We start from the raw sequence: 20,555 nt of genomic DNA on the forward strand, positions 1-20,555 counted from the left end.
TCGCAAAATTCAGGCTTTAATGTTAGGCCAATTTCCTAGTCATCAAAATGAGTTCTTGCCTTAGGCGAACAACATTCCCGCGAGGGTTGCTGTCATCATACAGGCCAAAGTCGCCGCCAGCAAAGCATGCATTCCTAGTTTAGATAAGTTGCCTTGTTGGTTGGGAGCAATACTTCCGATTCCGCCTACCTGGATAGCAATGGAGCTGAAGTTAGAAAACCCACAAAGGGCATAAGTGGCGATAATGATGGATTTTGGAGAGAGGTTACCCGCGGCCTTCATCTCAGAAAGATCAGAATAAGCGACAAACTCATTAATGACGGTCTTCTGCCCCAGCAAAGAACCTACCTGCAGGGTGTCCTGCCATTCTACTCCCATTAGCCAGGCGAATATTCGAAAAACCTGACCTAAGATATACTCCAAAGAAAAGCCATCAAACTGTCCCTTGGTGGAGGAAACCACATAGGCATTTAATCCCGTCAAATCTCCTATTACTCCAGACAAAAAGTAATTTACCGCTGCGATCACCGCGATGAAAGCTAGCAGCATTCCCCCAACATTCAGGGCAAGCTTAAGTCCATCGGAGGCTCCTATGGACATCGCATCGATGAGATTGACCCCTAATCCTTCCTTATTAACGACCAGCTTATCATCCAGGCCCTTTTCGTTGGTTTCCGGGATCATAAGTTTTGACATCACGATGGCAGCTGGCGCATTCATGATGCTGGCACCTAGTAAATAGGATGCAAATCTACTTTGCTCCTCCAGGCTGTCTCCACCCAAAAAGGCTACATAAGCTGCCAATACCCCGCCGGCGATGGTGGCCATACCGCCTGTCATCAAACACATAAGCTCCGATCGGGTCATGGCAGGGATAAACGGCCTCACCAATAGCGGTGCTTCAGTCTGTCCCAAAAAGATATTCCCTGCTGCTGATAAACTCTCGGCACCAGACAGCCCCATCGTGCGCGACATCACCCAAGCGATCCCAAACACGACTTTTTGTAAGACGCCTAGATAGTATAGTCCCGCAGATACAGTGGAAAAGAAGATAATGGTGGGCAGTACCTGAAAGGCAAATATGGTCCCAAAGGAATCTGTGGCCAAGTCACCGAACAGGAATATAGCTCCAGCCTGCGAGAAACTCAACAACTTCACAAACCCCTGGCTAAGGCTGATAAACAAGCGCTCTACAAAGGCCACCTTAGTGATCAGAAGCCCAAAGACCAGCTGCAATATTACTCCTATACCTACAAGCTTCCAGTTTACAGCACGTTTATTTGCCGAGAACAGAAAAGCTACCCCCAGGAGAGCACACACTCCTAGTAATCCTCTCAGGTAATCCATATATTTTTTGGTAAATGTCTAATGTCGATATGCTTATTAAAATATAATAAAGGGTAAATATAAAGTTTTTTATTAAAATATCGGAAACAAAAAAACCCGGACCTTTAATAGACCCGGGTATGGTATGATATATTGGCTAGTTTCGCCGATTTATTTCATCTCTTATTCTGGCAGCTTGCTCATAATTTTCATTCGTGATGGCCTTGTCCAGCATTTCATTTAGTTTATCCAGGCTATAATCCTTCCATGGTTCATTGGACTTGGCAGGTTTTGATACGGGTTTGGAGGGCGAGGAGCTGGCAGCATCAGGGCTTACCTCCTCCTCATTCTCATTAAACTCTATGGCTGCCTCGGACATTACCTTTTGCTCACAATAGATAGGTGCTTCAAATCTCACCGCAATAGCAATAGCATCGGAAGGTCGAGCGTCTATTTCCACCACTTTACGGCCGTCTTTGCATACTATTTTGGCATAAAAAACCCCTTCTCTCATATCAGAAATGAGGATATAATCAATGTTAAACCCAAAGTTACTAGCAAAGGACTTGAACAAATCATGAGTCATTGGCCGGTTAGGCACAATTTTCTCAATCTCTATTGCGATCGCTTGGGCTTCAAACATCCCTATAACAATGGGCAATCTCCTCCTGCCGGAAGTCTCCCCCATCACCAAGGTAAATGACCCTGACTGGGAATGATTGGATGATAAACCTAATATTTCTAACTCTATTGTGTTCTCCACGCGAAATTATTTTACAGCTTTTATAGCCTCTGTTAATTTAGGTAATACCTCAAATGCATCTCCAACAATACCGTAATCTGCGGCTTTAAAGAATGGCGCTTCAGGATCTTTATTGATCACTACGATATACTTAGAGGCATTTACTCCTGCAAGATGTTGAATCGCTCCTGAAATTCCAACTGCCACGTATAAAGTTGGGGCTACTTTTACACCAGTTTGTCCTACGTGCTCATGATGAGGTCTCCATCCGCTATCCGATACTGGCTTAGAACAGCCCGTGGCTGCGCCTAAGGCTTTCGCCAGGTCTTCTATCAGATTCCAGTTTTCAGGACCTTTCATTCCACGACCACCAGATACCACTATATCTGCTTCCGGAAGTGGAATCTCGTCATTGGCCTTGTCTATAGAGGTGATCTTGGCTGCAAAAGCTCCTTCCGATAGGTTCACTTCCAAAGCTTCTACACTGGCTGGAGCTCCATCAGTCTTCAAAGGAACGGCATTTTTCTTTACCCCTAAAATCTTATTCGTCTTGGTGATCTCTGATTCTGCAAAGGCTTTGCCGGTATATATACTTCTCTTGACCGTATAAGTGCCAGAAGTAGAAGGCAAAGCCACCACATTGGAAATATATCCTGCATCCAATTTGACCGCTAGGCGGGCTGCAACAGCATCGCCCAATGAGGACTTGGCGAGGATAAGCGTGTCGGCTCCAGCCTTTTCGAAGGCCTGAGCCACAGCTTCAGCATGAGCCTGAATGACCCCGGCGTTTAGCTGATCATCATTCACATGATATACTGTGCTTAGCCCTGCAGTACCCACTGAGGCCAACTGGTCCTCACTTACTGTACCCAACACAACGCCCTTTGCGTCCACTCCCTGCTGTTCCGCCAAGGCGCTGGCATAGGATGCAGCTTCTAAAGAGGTCTTCTTTATTGCCCCTTCGATATGCTCTATATATACTATAATTGACATTGGATTATCATTTTAATGGTTGAAAAAAATTACAATACCTTGGCCTCTGACTTCAACAGCTCCACCAACTCCTGTACATTATTGCTGTCAATAAGCTTCACAGCACCCTTGGCAGGAGGCATTTCATAGGCTACAGTCTTAGTCGCCACTACGTCTCCGCTCAGTTCCTGCACCTGAAGTGGCTTAGAGCGAGCAGACATGATGCCTCTCATATTTGGTATTTTCCACTCAGCGATAGGCTCTTGACATCCAGCAACAAAAGGTAGCTTGATCTCCAGATATTCCTTGCCGCCTTCTATCTCACGAGCGATTTTGGCTGTATCTCCTTCCAAATCCAGCTTCATCACTGGCGATACCGATGGCATCCCCAATAATTCAGCAACCATTCCATGGACCATACCTCCATTGAAATCGATCGACTCTCTGCCCATTAATATCATATCATAACCAATTTCCTTAGCATGATTCGCGATTTGGGTCGCCACAAAAAACGCATCAGTAGGTTCAGCATTGATCCGGACTGCCTCATCCGCGCCAATAGCCAAAGCCTTGCGAAGCGTAGGCTCGGTCTCGGCCTCACCGACATTCAGTACCGTGAGCTTGCCTCCCGTCTGATCTCTAAGCTCAACCGCACGGGCCAAAGCATAATCATCGTAAGGACCTATTATATACTGAACACCCGTCTTGTCAAACTTAGTGTTATTATCGGTAAATTGGATTTTGGATGTGGTATCCGGCACATGAGTTATACAGACCAGAATTTTCATATCGTTGTTATATTGGTTAGCAAATTTATTCAAAATTCCTCCCCCTTGTCAGCGCTTTTCCTATAATAGAAGCTCCACCGACTAAGAGCGAGTATAAAGTATCTATTAAACTAAAAAATCACCAAATCAGCAGATTATTTTAGCCTACCTCTTCCCTATTCTATTGAAGATGTGCCCAAAATTAAAAAAAAGGCACCTGATTACCTATAACTAAAAGGATGATTTTACCGCTCCTCGATAACCAATTATTATATCACTACCTTAACCTCTTGATTCACAATGGAAGCCATTGAAAACCAAAGGCTTTTGACTGCTTAATACAACTAAAACTACAGAACTAAGGTAAAACTGTCCTAAAAAAGATAATTTTGGCATGGTGATGGCATAAAATTCTTTAAAATAACCAAACTATAATCCTATCATGAGCGATACAACCAACACAAGAAAAGAATCACTGCTACAGTATATAAAAGAAGACCCGCAGGCCCCCTTCAACTATTATGCACTGGCATTAGAATACCTCAAGGAAGACAAGGAAGATGATGCCCTGAAGTATTTCAATATTCTTCTCGAGCAACATCCTGATTATCTGCCCACTTATTACCACGCTGCTGCCTTATATACTGAGTACAATATGCTGGAAGAAGCTCGCCATACCTATGAAAAAGGAGTGGATCTCGCTTATAAGCAGCAGGATTTTCACGCTCGAAGGGAGCTTCAAAATGCCTTTCAAAACTTCCTCTTCGAGCATGATCTGGAATAATTTAATCCAGGTTGAGAACTAATTTTCCCATTTGTTCTCCCTTATTCATCTTCAAAAAAGCCTCTTCTGCCCCATTTAGATCAGTCACCTGATCTATGATGGGGATGATGTGGTGCAGACTCACAAAATCGATCATATTACTAAAATCTATATCGCTACCCATAGTGGTCCCTTGCAGCGTAAGCTGGTTCCAAAAAATCCTTCGTGCATCTATCGCCTCAGGATTGCCTAGGGTGGCTCCATAAAATATCAATTTACCCGCAGGACTGAGTAGCTTGAGAAGGTCATTCACACCTGCTCCCATCGCCGAGTCTATGATGATATCAAAACCATCACTACGTACCAGCGCTTCCTCGACCCAGTTTTCTGCACGGTAATTAAATCCCCCTTTGGCCCCCAGGTCCACGGCTTTTTCGAGTTTTGCGGCGCTGCTGCTGGTAACATACACATCCGCTCCAACCGCAAGAGCAAACTGGCAGGCAAACTGCGCCACACCACCACCAAAACCAGAGATGAGCACTTTCTTCCCTGCGGTGATATTGCCATGATAAAACAAGGCCCTATAAGCAGTCACCCCCGCAAGCGGCAATGCTGCTGCCTCCTCAAAAGACATATGCGAAGGCTTATCCACTAGCCGGCTAGCCTCGATATGGATATATTCCGCCAAAGTCCCATTGGAGGGCATGCCAAGGATCTGAAAGTCCCCCGACTGTACCGCCTGATCATCGCCCCAAAAATGAGCAGGATTAATAATCACGGCCCTACCTAGCCAGTCCTCATCTACCCCTTCACCAATTTCTTCCACTATACCCGCTCCGTCAGAGCCAAGAATGATTCCATCCTTAATTCCAGGATATTTCCCCTGTCGGCACCATTCATCCCGATGGTTAAGGGCGGCAGACTTTACCTTAACCCTTACCTCACCTGGAGCCAGGGCAGGTAGATTTACCTCACTTATTGATATACCAAAACTGCTTTTTTGATCTAAAACTAATGCTCTCATGCTTATATATGTTATTGGTTCGTGAATTTTCAGTTTATCTGCTTTGCACCCTAATTTCTGTCATAAGGATTTGTACTATTTACTACTCAAAAATAAACCCTCAAAGATCTTACCATCCATAAATCCCATAAAACTTCAAAAAAAAAGCTCCCAACAGTTAGTGGAAGCTTTTATAAGTGTTATCAATATTAGAAAGGCGCCGGTTCATTACTACCCAGACCTCCCGGGAAGCCAGGATCCTCATCGGGACCATTCGCCTTACTTTGTATCCTTATCATATTGGAATCATCAAAGTCCTTACCCCCTGCTGCACTTGGGAATTTCTGTCCATACAGCGCCTCCTGAGCCTGAGGCTGGAAGGGCACATTAAGCTCCAGATCACAGAATTTAGTGTATTTACCGATAAATCTCAACCTTACGGTCTCCAGGGAACCACTTCTGTGCTTGGCGATAATTACTTCGCCTGTACCCAAGGTGCTATTTCCATCTTCATCTTCATTGATCCCATAATATTCGGGACGATAAAGGAACATTACGATATCGGCATCCTGCTCGATCGCTCCTGATTCCCTCAAATCCGATAGCTGCGGTCGCTTATCACCGCCCCTGGTTTCCACAGCCCTTGACAACTGAGAAAGAGCGATCACAGGCACTTCAAGCTCCTTCGCAATTTTCTTCAGCGCTCGGGAAATACTCGAAATCTCCTGCTCCCTGTTTCCACTTGCACTGGACTTGGAGTCACCAGACATCAGCTGAAGGTAATCGACTACGATCATCTGAATATCACTTTGGGCTTTTAGCCTACGGCACTTTGCCCTTAATTCGAGAATGGACAATGCAGGCGTGTCATCCACAAACAATGGAGCGGAAGACAATTTATTAGTTTTATGGATCAGCTGTTCCCATTCATAATCCGCCAGGTTACCTTTTTTGATTTTTTCTGAATCAAGCTCAGCTTCAGAGGATATGAGACGATTTACCAGCTGAATGGCGGACATCTCCAAGGAGAAGATCGCTACGGGGCGGCTGTGATCCACCGCCGCATTTCTCAATACTGATAATACGAAGGCCGTTTTCCCCATCGCTGGACGGGCAGCTATAATTACCAAATCTGATTTTTGCCATCCCGAGGTCACCCTATCCAGGGCGGTAAAGCCACTAGGCACACCTGTGAGCCCATCCGTAAGGTCTTTTTTACCTTCCAGTTCGGCAATGGCCTCACGCATGATGGATTTCATATCCGCATAGTTCTTACGAATATTGTTTTCGGAGATCTCAAAAAGTGACTGCTCCATCGTATCCAGAAGCTCAAATACATCGGTGGTATCCTCATACGCTTCTTTCTGTATCTCAGAGCATATACGGATCATATGGCGCTTCATCGCCATCTCCGTGATGATCCTGGCGTGATATTCTATATTCGCTGCCGAGGAGATCTTCGTCGTCAGCTCTGTAATATAATAAGCCCCGCCGGAGACTTCCAATTTCCCCGTCTTACGCAGCTTATTCGTTACCGTAAGCATATCTATCGGCTCACTTTCATTGAAGAGCAGAAGAATAGCGTCATAAATTTCCTTATGTGCGTCTTTATAAAAACTGTCTGGCTTCAGAATATCCACCACCGCAGTAATGGCCTCTTTCTCCAGCATCAATGCTCCCAAAACAGCCTCTTCCAAGTCTATCGCCTGCGGGGGAATTTTCCCAACACTTCCCAGCTGCATGGGGTCACTTCCGCCCAACCTCTTATATCCATTACGGTCTTTACCTGTGGTATTTCTATCTGCCATATTTACAAAGTTAGTGGCTTTAAATGAAACATTATAAACAATTTACCAACGTGTTATCAACAAAACCATTAAGCCCTATTAATCAGCACTGTACAGGCCAGATCCTTCCTGTAGATTTTTAATATAATAATCCTTATCCCCAGCTCTTACCATAAGCTTACTTATGTCCCCAGCAATAAAAACAGTCTGAAAAAGGCAGATCCCTCCTATTACTTCACCTCCCTAGGAATAAACAGCATTATCATAAGCTCATTACTGTGTTTTGGCCAACAATCATTGCTTTGATTAGGAGGTAAATTAATTTATAGGCTATCAAAATAGTGTGGACAACTGCCTTCATTCATGGAGATAAAATTCTAATCGCAAAATTTTACATGCCTCTGATGCTGACTTTAAAATGGGATACGATTTCCCCTGGCCATAAAGTACTTTCAACCCGTTTAATTTTGGTCCTATTATTCTGGCCTGAATAGTGCGGATCTCGCTGTTCCACGACGCGAGCTAGCACCCATTACTTTACGGCCTCCATAATAGCCCCAAAACCGTCACCATCAAGGGCCAAGGGATGGAGCTTCCTAGCACATTTTCTCCTCTATTCTCCTTAAAATATGTAAACCTACCCTCAATGACTATAGCGAATATCAGACAATGTTTCCATCATGAATAAGCAAGCGCCACACTATAGTTCTTCAAATTATTGGGGAAAACACGAGAGGGTAGTAAAGGTTTGAATGGTAGTTGGATTCAGGGAAAGACAGTTTGATTTTAAGGACTCCAATTCCGGGAAAAAGAAATTTCCAACAAGGAAGATGGTGGATAATTAGTAAGTACTTTAAGAGCAGCTGGCTTGAAAACTAAAAAGGTATAAAAATAAAAAAGCTATGAAACAATATCTCATAGCCTTAGTCAATTAACAATAAACCCAAAATAACCTGCTGTAGGAGAAGGACTCGAACCTCCACGGAGTAGTTAGGCAAAACACGAGCTCGATATTTGCTTTATCCTAGCATCTCCACCCCCGAGACAGGAGGGCTTGTCTGCCAATTTCAACATCCTACAGTATATAAAGACTCTTTTGTCTTTTCCTTATGATACAAATGTAAAGCAGTTTCGTGTAAATTCAAATTATTTCAATAAAATAAATATATTTTTACATATTCAGCAAATATCAACTTAAAATATTACATATATCGAAATAGAAAACGCATTTTGGACTATTTCATTATCAAGTTTTCAATAGCTGGAAAAACATAATTTGGTCACTTTCAGACTTTTGGTATTTTAAGCATAAAAAAAGCCCTGAGCATTACGCTGCAGGGCCTTTAGTCAAACCAATTCTTATCTAAATTTTCAGGAACTTAGTTCACATCCCAGAATATCTTCACATCCACCTTATCCTCAGAGGCCACCTCACTGTAGTTTTCAGCGTTGAGCGTACGCTCGGTCTCTGGGTATAGCAGTCGAGTTGGAGGAAGAGATGACTGAAAGGAACTCTCGTCCTCTATGAAGTTCAAGGCTGGATAGCCTGTTCTTCTCAGTTCAGACCAAGCATGATAAGCGTACATCAAGCCATGGTTTAGCCATTGCTGTGTCCCTATCTTAGCCAGTTTATCCTGACTGCTGCCAGTATAAGCGATCAGCTCGCTAGCCAAAAACTGCTCAATTTCGGCTGCTGTTGGAGCGGTTTCCGGAGTAAAGCTGGTATTATCGGCATTATCATTCAGGCTATTGATATAGAATAGAAAATCGATAGATTGTCTGATGCCGTTCTCATAAGCCAGGGCAGCATCTCCACCAAGACCCCATCTTTCCGCTGCTTCTGCTTTGAATAAGCTGATTTCCGCTGCGGTGATGATGATACCCGGGAATTTGTCATTTCTGCTATATGTAGCGGAATCGATACGGGAGAAATAATTTACCTGCAAAGAATCCTGCTGTCTTGCCAGTGTCCAGTCATTCGGCACCCCTACATAGTCACCATATTTGTTTTCAGCAAACATCGCTCTCAATCTAGGATCCATGCTTGGCACCATTAGGTCATTGACCATATATCCAGGTGCTGGAAGACCTATCGTCGCATCCTTGATTCCGCCTCCATGGTGATTCAGCACTGAGTTCAGCTCAGTACCTCTAGCCACAAACTGCACGGTCTCACTCACGTTATTTACCACTGGATATACTGATGGATTGTCAAGGATCTCAGCCACTATTTGTTGGGCTTTAGCCTCATCGTAGTATGAGATCCGCATGGCCAACCGCAAGCGAAGAGAATTGGCATAAATTTTCCATTTCTGTACATCGCCCTGATTTAGGATATCAGCATTATCGAATATTGCTTTGTAAAAGCCGATTGGCTGATAGTCATTGAGGTAGTCAGAAATCACCTTCAGATCATCGATCATGGAAGAGTAAATTTCCTCCGCCTTATCATACTTTGGCTTGACAATATCCCCACCTGTGGCGATAAGGCCACCCGCTTGCGAGAAAGGAATATCACCCCAGGTATCCACCATCTGAGAAGTCTGCTCATAAAGGTGGATTTTGGCAGTTTCGATGAATAGCTTTGCCTGCGCTTTTTCTTCCTCGTCCTCGATGGCTTCATACTGATTCTCCAGTTCTCTGAAACTAGCCATGAAAGCGGTATAGTAATAATCCCAACGGTCCTGATTATAAGCAGTAGCCTGCTCATAGATGCTGGTATTATTGAGGTATCCATTTGTCTGAGAATAAGTCCCCATCATCGGAATCTGATAAGTGGTCAAATTCCAATAACGAGGGAAGCTAGTGTTCCTGTTTTCCATGCTTTGGTTATACATGAAACCTGTAAACAACTTCTCCATGGTGGCGTCCACTGACTTTTCGGGATCGTAATAGTTATCCTCAAAATCAGCTTCTGAGCAGCTTATTGTCGCCCCTGTCGCCAGGAGTATAAGGAGAGATCTCCAATTAAATTTTATCATTTTCATACGTTGTATCCTTTGTGAATTAGAAAGATGCTCTGATAGAAACACCATAAGAGCGTGGCACTACACCACCGTTACCGATATTGCCTCTGGTAAGGTAATTGGTTCCTACAGATGCCTCAGGATCCAGGTGAGGAAGTGTCTTATAGAAGTAAAACAAGTTTCTACCATAGGCCGAAACAGTCATATTTTGGATGCTAAGCTTACTTACGATGCTCTTTGGAAGGGTATAAGACAATACCAGTTCACGCATTTTGATGAAATTATTATCAAATACCGCTGACTCATAAGTACCTGCCAGACCTGAGCCTGGGTAAGATCCCCAATAGTAAGTGTTCAGGTAGTAGTTTGGCGCATCTACGATGGTAGTATTTTCTTCACCAGTGGCAGTCACCCCGTCCATGATCATACCATCATGGTAGATGGTCTCACCATTCGGCCCATTCGACATGCCTTCAGCTCCGATATAATTGCCATTGGCATCTTCATAATACGGCAATCCACCATACTCCTCACTTCTGCCGAATAAGGTTTCTTCATACATCCCGGCACTTCTCGCATACTGAATAGCAGGAGAATAAACCTGTCCGCCCCACTTATAATCGATTACTGCGTTTAGGTTGAAGCTTTTATAAGTAATATTATTGATCAATCCACCAGAAGCTTTTGGCTGCACATTCCCTAATTTCACTAGGTTTTCATAGTCAGGAATATAAAATCCATCTTCGCCTACCAATAACTCACCATTTTCATTTCTGCTCAGCGTATAGCCCATGATATCACCGGCAGGCTCTCCCTTACGGGACACCAATTGCAGGGAACCATTATCCGGACGGGAGTGGATCAAGGTCTCTAAGCCTGGCATCAACTCCGTGATCTCATTACGGTTGATACCGGTGTTGACCTGGATATCCCAGTTCCAGTTCTTCGTCTGAATAGCCGTGGCGGATAAGCCAATTTCCCAACCGTAGTTTTTCATATTACCCACATTGGAAAGTACATAACCAGCTCCTGTCGATGCAGGCACCTGTAAACTGAGGATCATATCATTGACCGTATTATAATAATAGGTCAGGTCCAAGCCAAAACGGTTGTTGGCAAATTTGTTTTCCCAACCTATTTCTGCCTCATTCTTGATTTCGTTTTTCAAGCCATTGTTTCCGTAATTAGTCAATGGATATAGAGCGGGTCTTCCGTCAATACTGGAAGCGCTGTAAGCCACATTGGCATCATAAGGTCTGGCAGGATTACCCACTATACCGAAGGAACTGCGGATTTTACTGTAGGAGATGATCTCTGGAAGGTCCGCCACCTGGCTCAATTCAAATGCTGCACTGATGGAAGGATACACGAATTTATTATTGTCATAATAAAGTGTAGAAGTCCTCTCCTGTCTGATAGAAGTCTCCAGGAATAGATAGTTCTTCACGTCCAATGAAGCCATAAAGAAAATACCATCCTTCACCAAGGTCTGACGACGGGTATATCCCTTGTCCACTGTAGGTAAGGTCCTAGATGCATTGAAGCTATACCAGTTTCTTTCGGTAAGTCCACCTTGGGTGCTTTGACGGGCATAGCGGTAGTTTTCCTCTCTCGCCTGGTAACCTGCACGCAAGTTTAAACCGAGGTCTGGGTTGATATCCACATTATAGCTTACCAATAGATCACCGTAGAATATGCTGTATCTATTATTCTCTGTGCTATACGAACCGGTGTTATTCACAGTAAGAGGAACCGTATTTGGCTCTTTATTCTCAGTAACATAGCCAGTATAATCTGTACCCACCCGACCTCTTACGGTCAGGTTATCCAGGATATCATAGGTCAAAGTAAGAGCTCCCATGAGGCGATTGGTATTCTCCACATATTCCTTCTCTCTTTGATTCCAGTAGTAATCCATATAGTCCAATCCATTTACAGGAAGGGCAAAAGCCTCTTCAGGGTCATATACATTATCGCCGGCAGCGATGTACTTATAGCCCTTGCTAGTCTTATATTTCTCCTGATACCAGGTGATATCATTAGCTGGATTGAGGAAACCTGTATAGTTATTGGTCAGACGATCCACCATATAAGGTCGGTTGGTCACTTTCTCATTGATATAAGTAGCCACCATGTCCACGTTCACCTTAGGATCTATTTGGTACTTTGAGTTCAAGCTAAAGGTATTCTTGCCCTGAGGGCCACCTTCCATCACACCCTGATAGTCATTTCGGGTATAGGACAATCTGTAGTTGGATATATCCGAACCATTGGAGATCGCCACATTATAAATACCACTGTGACCGGTGTTATAAAAATTCTTCATATTATCCTCGTGTGCTACAAAAGGGCGAATCTCTCCATCCCAATAGTAAACATCTCTACCATCCAGCTTAGGTCCAAATTGGCCCCAAGTCTGCCATAATGGTGACTGCACCTCCTGGCCATTGACGTTTCTAGTCACAAAACCTTCTTCGTCTGTTCCTCGCGCCAAATTATAAGAACGCTCTCTACCAGGTCCAAACACATTCTGAACGTCTGGCAAAACGCCTACTTCCTCTATACCATAAGACATATTGAAGTCCACGCCCAGTCCCTTGCTCTGACCTCCGTCTTTGGTGGTGATGATAATCACCCCTGCCGCAGCATCAGAACCATATAAGGCAGAAGCTGCCGCGCCTTTCAGGATGTTGATGCTTTCAATATTCTCAGGGTTGATATCTAGTAATCCATTACCACGGATACGAGGATTTCCCCAAAAACCTTCGTTGTTTGCCTCGCCATTTCGGGAGATCACCCCATCCACCACCAATAAAGGCTGACTCTGATAGTTGATAGAACTCAATCCACGAATCTGCACTGCTACTGCACTGGTGGCACCACCAGCATTGGAGGAGATGGACACGCCAGGAGCTTTAGCATAAAGTGCGGAAGCTACATTCGTCGGAGAAGATTTCACGATATCCTTGGAGCTGACGGTGGACACCGCATAGCCAAGTTTCCGTGGATCCTTTTCGATTCCCATGGCGCCGGTAACCACCACTTCCTGGAGGTCATTTACACTTGGCATTAGCATAATATCAATGGTGGTTCTGCCTCCTATTTCCACTTCCTGAGCTTCAAAACCCACAAAGGAATAAGTCAATTTAGTACTGCCGGCAGGAACCTTGATGAGGTAGTTCCCATCCAAATCAGTCACGGTGCCCAGGGTAGTATCGACTACTCTCACACTCGCACCCGGGATGGCCTCCCCATTATCATCGGAAATCACCCCTGTGATAGAGGTCTCTTGTGCCCAGGCGGATAGTCCCATACCTAAGCACAATAATGTGATTAGTAAAAATTTGTATTTCATAAATTTAATGTGGTTTGCATTATAAATTCTCATTCTAATCCCCTAAAAAAAGGGAATGTTTAACTCTTGCTGTGGATAGAGTTACCGATTGCTCTCTTTACAAATTTGGTTGATGTATCATTTACTATTTTTATTTAATTGTATATAGGTCATAGGCAATTATTTAGGTGAATAAAGGATACTTTTATTATTTTTTACCAGGCCAAATTAAGTATTAAAAATTGTTAATCAAAAATTAACATGACCTTTTGTGTGCGCACACAAATGTTTTGTTCACGCAAACATAAACGGTATCAATCCTTTGGCAGATAGGTCTTTTTACCTATAATCCCTTGGTAATTATCACTTATTCAACAAAGGCCAATAATGATAAGTGTTCTCATTACTTTTCTAGTCATTTATTAACATTTCCGTAATAAGCTGTTCTAACCATTCCCAATTGTGACGATTAGAGGACCTCGAAAATTATTTTTGGAGGCGGTATGAAATTCATTGCCTCTAGGCCAAAGGATTCAAAAGCTTCTCCACGGAAATTATACTGTTATGTATCGAAATTCAGCTGGTCTTTCACGCTATTCCGAGAGCTGATATTCATTAAAAAAAAAGGGAGATAAGCAATCAGTCTTTAGGTTATTACTATTGGGAATCATTGAATGGAAAATTTAACGGCCATGACCTATTCACTCAACCCTCTCAATCCTCCACTCCTATTCCATAATAGCTAATAGGAAAGGGCCTGTTTTAGTCTTATGGAAGCAGTGCTTAGCCATCGCCAAAAAGCGTAAAAAAAGAAGGTCATTTTCTATAATTTTCTTAAGTAAATCCTTTTATTGAGCTATTAATGATAAAAATAGAATCAAGGCTTAAAAAAAATTAGTATTTTGGGCAGGTTCAATTTTTTCATTATACAAGCCCTGAATAAACAGAAGTCTATATGGACAAAAACAAGATTATAAGAATTAAAGATATCGCCAAGCTGTCCGGGGTGTCGGTAGGTACTGTGGATCGAGTCATACACGAAAGAGGAAAAGTATCTGAGGTCTCTAAAGCTAAGGTGGAAAAAGTGCTCAAAGAAATCAATTATACGCCAAACCTACTGGCCAAAACCTTAGGCTCCAATAAAGTTTTTAAAATAGCCTTACTCGCCCCTCACCTTGATGAGGATCCTTATTGGAATCTGGCGCTAAGCGCATTGGGAAGTACCCAAAAGGAATGGCAACCCTACCATATAGAGATCCTGCCATTCTATTTTGAATTACATAATGCTGATTCTTACCATAAGGAATCCGAACGGCTGCTCGCCTGTAATCCCGATGCCGTAATCAGCGCCCCGATCTATTTGCCGGAGGCTCTAACTTTTTCTAAAAAACTGAAAGTGATGAATATTCCTTTCATTCATTTCAACACCCTGATCACTGAAGCTGACCCGCTGGCATTTATTGGCCAGGACCTCTATCAAAGTGGTCGATTAGCCGCATCCCTACTGAACCTGGTATGTCATGATCAAAAAGGTAGTCTTGCCACCCTCCACATCGTGCAAAGTATCCAGCATTCTATCCACTTTCAAGACAAGGAAAATGGATTTAATGACTATTGCAAGGCCCTCGCCTCCCCTCAGAAAACGACTTCCATCTTGATAAATGCTCATACTCAGGAATTGTTTGAAGCCTCTTTGCTAAAAGCAATAAATGAATTTGAGGTCAAAGGATTATTCATCCCTACCTCCTCCGGAGCAAAAAAGACTGCCGAAGTCCTGAGAAACAACCATCTGAAGGACATCAAGATTGTAGGTTATGACCTTATTCAAGATAATATAGACTTACTTCGGTCTGGTGAAATTGAATTTCTGATCAATCAAAGTCCAAACAAACAGCTTTATAGAGGGGTTTATCACCTTGCACATCATCTATTATTTAAAAACCCACCCCCCAAAAAGGAGCTGTTTCCTCTGGAGATCATTACAAGAGAAAACATTGATTCATATACCTGCGCGCAGATCCTCAACCAATAATATCAAACCACCTCTTATGCTCCATTCTATACCGTTTCTTACTACCTTATTTTTCATCTATAGTATGGGCTCCACAGCTACCTTCTCCCAGGAGCATCATGGAGGACCGGATTCCAACACGGTAAGTTTATTCTATTCTGGACAAGAGGAAGGAGTAGTCTGCTACAGAATTCCTGCCTTGGTGACTGCTCGTAATGGCCACCTTATCGCAGCCATTGACCAGCGAGTACCCAACTGTGGAGACCTCAAATATTCTAAAGATATCAATATCGTCATCCGGCGCAGCCTGGATAATGGAAAAACATGGCTGCCAATAGAGAAAATAGTGGATTTCCCTTATGGCCAATCGGCATCAGATCCTTCTATGGTGGTGGACCAGCAAAGGGGTACAATTTTCCTGTTTTATAATTATATGGACCTGGATAAAGCTAAGGACCGTTATTTCTTTCATATGATAAAAAGTGAGGATCATGGAGAGACCTGGTCTGCCCCAGAGGATCTCACTGAGCAATTGTCATTAGATGGCTGGGAAAATGACTTTAAATTCATCACTTCGGGCAGAGCTTATCAAAGTCCCGAAGGCACGATTTTACATACCATTGTCAACCTTGAGAAGGGAGGTTTTGTATTTGGGTCGGAGGATCATGGAATGAGTTGGTTTGTAAAACCAAGAGCTATTCAGCCCTTTGATGAATCTAAGATCATAAGCTTAGCAGATGGAAGCTGGATGATCAATAGCCGTGTCAATGGCGCCGGGTATAGATACCAACATGTATCTACCGACAAGGGCGAAACCTGGACCACAAGTAAATTGACCCAATTGACAGATCCTAGTTGTAATGCCAGTCTGATCACTTATACCACATCCGCGGGGGAAGAATTACTCCTTTTCAGTAATCTCAATGATGCTAAAGAGAGAAAAAACTTGCAAATCAGGGTCAGCAAAGATGGGGGAAGGTCATGGCCTATTGTCAAAACCGTCTATGAAGGAGCTGCCGCCTATTCCTCCATGACCATCTTGGGCAATGGAGATCTAGGGATTTTCTATGAAAGCGATGATTATAGCATTAATAGATTTACCTCCTACCCCATGAGTTGGCTAATGGAATAATCTCCATTCTATAAAACTAAAATAGATGATCCAAGCCAGAGGGGGAGTCACTGACAGATGGTCATGGAGTCTGCTGTGGAAGCCCCAAAACCAAAATCCAAAACGGGGCTCAGCATATGGAGTCCTAGCCCCATTCCTCTCATGATGAACATCACACCGATAAACATCGCAAAATACGGCATGGAATTGAATATCCTTTGCCGCCATTTTAGGTTTACCAAACTGTGCCCAAGCATCAGTCCTAGCAATAAGGGAGTGGTCCCCAAGCCGAATGCAGCCATATATAGACTTCCCTGCCATGGATCAGATAATGCCAATGTGGCGACCAAAGCAATATAAACCATCCCACAGGGCAGCAAACCATTTACCAGTCCAGTAACAAAAAATGCAAGTCCTCCTTTGCGCTTTAGCCATAGACCCAAGTTAGCTTTGATGCTGGAGGTAAATCCAGCGAAAAATCGGCTTGAGGGAAGTTTATTCTTTTTGCGGAAAAATACCGCCATCACTATGATAAGCAGTCCCAAGCTGATAGACAAAGACTGCTGGATACCTGCCATTTGGAGGCTCTTGCCGACTAATCCTATTAATAATCCTAAAACCGCATAGGTACAGGCCCGGCCGATATGATACCAGAGTTTCCTAGTCCATACTTTGACAGGGATGCTTTGGGAAGCGACCAGAGCGATGGGGCCGCACATTCCTATGCAGTGAAACGACCCCAAAAAACCCAAAACAAAGGCAGTCCAAATCATGGCAGATAGATTTTTCTCTCTTCATAATATCCTTTTCCTTCCTCGGTCCAGGTGAGTTTCACCTTCCAATACCCTTGCTGCAAGCTGGTCAGGTCTATTTCCTGAAAACTCCCTTGCTGAGATTGTACGGCTATTCTTCTGTCCATACCGGCATCAGAAGGCCGGAATAAATGTAATTCACCCTTTGATTCTGCCTCCAAGGCAAGGGTAAGGATTTTGCTATTTCGATCATAGTTCATCACTTTTGCGTCCAATTCGGCCGCATTGGTGAGTTGATTGATATGTTCCTGATAGTTGATTTCATCCGCATAATAATTTGTGCTTACCAGATGGATATCTTCTTGCTGCATACATATCCCCACCAGGGTAAAAAGAAGCCCTGTAAAACATATAAAGACAATGACAATCCCAGTTCCCCAGTTCATAGTTTTACTTTTAGATTATTTATTTTGGCATAGGAGCCATAAAGTTGGTGGTCACCGTAAAGGCTTCCTCCCCATTCTGAAGAACGATCAGCTCGACCTTTTCATTAATCTGCTGTACATCCTTGGAGTCCAGCACCAAAAAGAAGCGCCCTTCCATTCTCGACTCTCCTTCCAGAGCCCAGCTTCCCCCATCATTTCCCTCGATCTGGTACCGCTTATCAGAAGATATAACGCTCACCTTCTGATCTTCGAAGGTTTTATTGATGAAGGTCACCTCGTATAAATTACTGACATTACCATCTGTGCGCTCCTGATAGGTCATTCCTGGAAACCGCGTGATCGTCGCTCCCAGCTCCTTTCTAGTGGCCAATAGCCCTACAAAGGCCGCCATTAAGACCACCAGGACCACCGAATAACCCTTCACTCTAGGCGTCAGAAGCTTTTGATGGCCACTCATAATTGAATTTTCCGAAGCATATCGTATGAGCCCCTGTGGTCTGTTCACCTTATCCATAATCTGGTCACAGGCATCGATGCAGGCGGTACAATTTACGCATTCCATCTGGACGCCATGACGGATATCTATTCCCGTAGGACAGACACTCACACATAATCCGCAGTCCACACAATCACCCGTATTCTCTTCCAGACTTATAGACTTTTTAAGTTTTCCTCTAGGCTCTCCTCTCTTATGATCATAAGCCACATTGATGGAATTTTTGTCCAGCAATACCCCTTGAAGCCTTCCGTAGGGGCAAGCTACCAGACATACCTGCTCTCTCAATAGGGTAAAGACTATAAAGAAAGCAGCAGAAAAGGCTATTAAACCAATAAAAGTGGAGAGATTCTCACTTGGAGGATGCATAATGGCCTGCTGGACCTGCTCAATACCGATCAAATAAGCCAAAGCGGTATGGCCGATGAGAATGGAGATCATTCCGAATATTGACCATTTAATCGCTTTTTTTCTGATTTTCTCTCCATTCCACGGCATTGCATCCAGCTTTTTTTGCTGCGAAGCCGTTCCTTCTATCCAATACTCGATTTTCCGGAAAACCATCTCCATGAATAAGGTCTGCGGGCAAGCCCAGCCACAAAAGACCCTCCCAAATACCACGGTGAATAGGATCACAAACACGAAGAATATCAGCAGTAAGAACAAGAGTATATGAGTATCCTGAGGCCAGAATACCTGCCCAAAGATGATAAACTTCCTTTCAAAGAAATTCAGCAGCAATAGGGGTTTTCCCTGGATCTTTATAAATGGCCCCGCAAATAATATGGCCAGTAAAACCCAACTCAGGTATGTTCTATACCGGAAAAAGAAGCCGGTAATTTTCTTTGGATAAATCCAATTTCTTTTACCATCTTCCCTTACGGTGGCTAAGCTGTCGCGAAACTTTTCATTTTCCAGATTATCGATAGTAGGCTCCATTCTATGAGATTTATCTCAATTATAAGGAAGAAACCATGAGGGTAGAATCTGCCGGACTGCTGGCATCTTCCATCTCGGGAATTTCCTCAGGTGTATAGATTTCGCCTTGCGGCTCTTTAGGATTTGCAGAAGGTTTTCCTTTTAGTGATAAGATGAAGTTAGACACCTGCATGATTTCTTCAGGGCTGAGCTGATCTTGCCAAGGGATCATTCCTTTTTCAGGAACACCATATTTGACCGTTTTAAACACATCGTGAATACTTCCGCCATGTAGCCAATATTCATCGGTAAAATTCGGACCTACTCCGCCACCACCATCTGCCGCATGGCAGGCTACGCAGTTGGCATTATAGATGGACGCCCCTACAGACAATACAGCATCGGACTGATCATAGGCCACATTGGTTTCATCGATTGAGGCTAGGGCCATGGACTTGCGCTCCTCCGCAGCAACGGCCTCTATGGCTAGCTCCGACTCATACTCCTCGAGTGGAGTCATGCCCCATCCCCATCCTGAGTAATAAAACATATAGCCTAGGGCAATAATAAGCGTGCTAGAAAACAGGTACCGTAACCATGGAGGCATATAATTATCAAGTTCACGTATGCCATCGTAATTATGCTCCAGCATGATCTCCTCTTCATCCTCGACGGGTGTCATATCCCCGGTTACAAATTTATTCTTGAAGTTCTCCCACCAGCTAGGCTCCTCCGCCAGGGCAGGATTGCTTCGCTGCATCACGGTCTGTAAGAAAGACAGCAGGTAAATCATCAGCAGCAATAAAACCACCAAAATAAACAATACGACACCTATCATAAGCAGTAGTGCCCATTCTCCAGCCCCTAATCCACTGAGACTTTCCGTCACGCTACCCGTGGTATCCTGTCTAGCAAAGGAGGCATTGCTCATTAATACCAGGACTAACGATACTATATATGTTAAGAGTTTATTCATGGCTATTATTCGTTTTAGGCTTCTCATCCATTGGCAGGGACTTCATATGGTCTATGTATTTTCTATCTACTCGAAATACCCATATCCCCATTCCAACAAAAAACAACACAAAAACCAGCAGGGAGATTATCGGATATATCTCTATGTTCTCTATCGATTTCAAAATTTCTTTTTGCATATCAAAT

16 protein-coding genes are annotated in these 20,555 nt (G+C 43.6%); 3 read left to right on the forward strand and 13 right to left on the reverse strand.

The genetic code is table 11. The features are described from left to right. Positions 1–60 precede the first annotated feature (60 nt). The 4 genes from B050_RS0113215 to B050_RS0113230 form a co-directional block, all read right to left on the reverse strand. Positions 61–1,347: a NupC/NupG family nucleoside CNT transporter gene (locus tag B050_RS0113215; RefSeq protein ID WP_018474408.1), complete on the reverse strand. Its 1,287-nt coding sequence runs from the start codon at positions 1,345–1,347 to the stop codon at positions 61–63. A 136-nt stretch (positions 1,348–1,483) separates the two neighbouring features. Beyond that, positions 1,484–2,089 carry a bifunctional nuclease family protein gene (locus B050_RS0113220; protein ID WP_026235867.1) on the reverse strand — a complete coding sequence of 202 codons (606 nt, stop codon included), beginning with the start codon at positions 2,087–2,089 and terminating at the stop codon, positions 1,484–1,486. A 6-nt stretch (positions 2,090–2,095) separates the two neighbouring features. Continuing rightward, entirely contained in the window at positions 2,096–3,061 is a 966-nt protein-coding gene (locus tag B050_RS0113225; RefSeq protein ID WP_018474410.1) for an electron transfer flavoprotein subunit alpha/FixB family protein, read from the reverse strand. 29 nt (positions 3,062–3,090) lie between these two features. Next, complete coding sequence (locus tag B050_RS0113230) at positions 3,091–3,828, reverse strand: electron transfer flavoprotein subunit beta/FixA family protein (RefSeq protein ID WP_018474411.1); 738 nt, start codon at positions 3,826–3,828, stop codon at positions 3,091–3,093. Positions 3,829–4,249: 421 nt separating this feature from the next. On the opposite strand from B050_RS0113230, the gene B050_RS0113235 reads away from it, so the two are divergent. Next, the gene (locus B050_RS0113235; protein ID WP_018474412.1) at positions 4,250–4,591 is read left to right on the forward strand and encodes a hypothetical protein; all 342 of its coding nucleotides are present in this window, start codon (positions 4,250–4,252) and stop codon (positions 4,589–4,591) included. Position 4,592: 1 nt separating this feature from the next. Here B050_RS0113235 and B050_RS0113240 read toward each other — a convergent pair whose 3' ends face one another. The 4 genes from B050_RS0113240 to B050_RS0113255 all read right to left on the reverse strand — a co-directional run bounded on the left by B050_RS0113240 (position 4,593) and on the right by B050_RS0113255 (position 13,681). After that, complete coding sequence (locus tag B050_RS0113240; protein ID WP_018474413.1) at positions 4,593–5,594, reverse strand: quinone oxidoreductase family protein; 1,002 nt, start codon at positions 5,592–5,594, stop codon at positions 4,593–4,595. 188 nt (positions 5,595–5,782) lie between these two features. Next, entirely contained in the window at positions 5,783–7,381 is a 1,599-nt protein-coding gene (gene dnaB, locus B050_RS0113245; protein ID WP_018474414.1) for a replicative DNA helicase, read from the reverse strand. 1,358 nt (positions 7,382–8,739) lie between these two features. Beyond that, complete coding sequence (locus B050_RS0113250; protein ID WP_018474415.1) at positions 8,740–10,347, reverse strand: SusD/RagB family nutrient-binding outer membrane lipoprotein; 1,608 nt, start codon at positions 10,345–10,347, stop codon at positions 8,740–8,742. 19 nt (positions 10,348–10,366) lie between these two features. Continuing rightward, positions 10,367–13,681, reverse strand: coding sequence for a SusC/RagA family TonB-linked outer membrane protein (locus B050_RS0113255; RefSeq protein ID WP_026235868.1), 3,315 nt, complete (start codon positions 13,679–13,681; stop codon positions 10,367–10,369). A gap of 934 nt (positions 13,682–14,615) precedes the next feature. On the opposite strand from B050_RS0113255, the gene B050_RS0113260 reads away from it, so the two are divergent. Then, a complete protein-coding gene (locus B050_RS0113260) occupies positions 14,616–15,692 on the forward strand; it encodes a substrate-binding domain-containing protein (RefSeq protein ID WP_018474417.1) in 1,077 nt (358 codons plus the stop codon). A gap of 16 nt (positions 15,693–15,708) precedes the next feature. Continuing rightward, complete coding sequence (locus tag B050_RS0113265; protein WP_157492785.1) at positions 15,709–16,803, forward strand: sialidase family protein; 1,095 nt, start codon at positions 15,709–15,711, stop codon at positions 16,801–16,803. Between the two features lie 47 nt (positions 16,804–16,850). Here B050_RS0113265 and B050_RS0113270 read toward each other — a convergent pair whose 3' ends face one another. From B050_RS0113270 to B050_RS0113290, 5 genes are read right to left on the reverse strand one after another with little or no spacing between them, the layout of a single operon-like run. Continuing rightward, entirely contained in the window at positions 16,851–17,555 is a 705-nt protein-coding gene (locus B050_RS0113270; protein WP_026235869.1) for a sulfite exporter TauE/SafE family protein, read from the reverse strand. Next, a complete protein-coding gene (locus B050_RS0113275; protein ID WP_026235870.1) occupies positions 17,552–17,980 on the reverse strand; it encodes a FixH family protein in 429 nt (142 codons plus the stop codon). The genes B050_RS0113270 and B050_RS0113275 overlap by 4 nt, the downstream gene beginning before the upstream one ends. A gap of 19 nt (positions 17,981–17,999) precedes the next feature. Continuing rightward, the gene (gene ccoG, locus B050_RS0113280) at positions 18,000–19,415 is read right to left on the reverse strand and encodes a cytochrome c oxidase accessory protein CcoG (RefSeq protein ID WP_018474421.1); all 1,416 of its coding nucleotides are present in this window, start codon (positions 19,413–19,415) and stop codon (positions 18,000–18,002) included. Positions 19,416–19,434: 19 nt separating this feature from the next. Then, positions 19,435–20,370 (reverse strand): cbb3-type cytochrome c oxidase N-terminal domain-containing protein, encoded by a 936-nt coding sequence (locus B050_RS0113285; protein WP_044202358.1) that lies wholly within the window; start codon positions 20,368–20,370, stop codon positions 19,435–19,437. Beyond that, entirely contained in the window at positions 20,363–20,548 is a 186-nt protein-coding gene (locus B050_RS0113290) for a hypothetical protein (RefSeq protein ID WP_018474423.1), read from the reverse strand. The genes B050_RS0113285 and B050_RS0113290 overlap by 8 nt, the downstream gene beginning before the upstream one ends. Positions 20,549–20,555: the final 7 nt, after the last annotated feature.

Origin of the sequence: Echinicola pacifica DSM 19836 (assembly GCF_000373245.1) — a bacterium.
Lineage (GTDB): Bacteria > Bacteroidota > Bacteroidia > Cytophagales > Cyclobacteriaceae > Echinicola > Echinicola pacifica.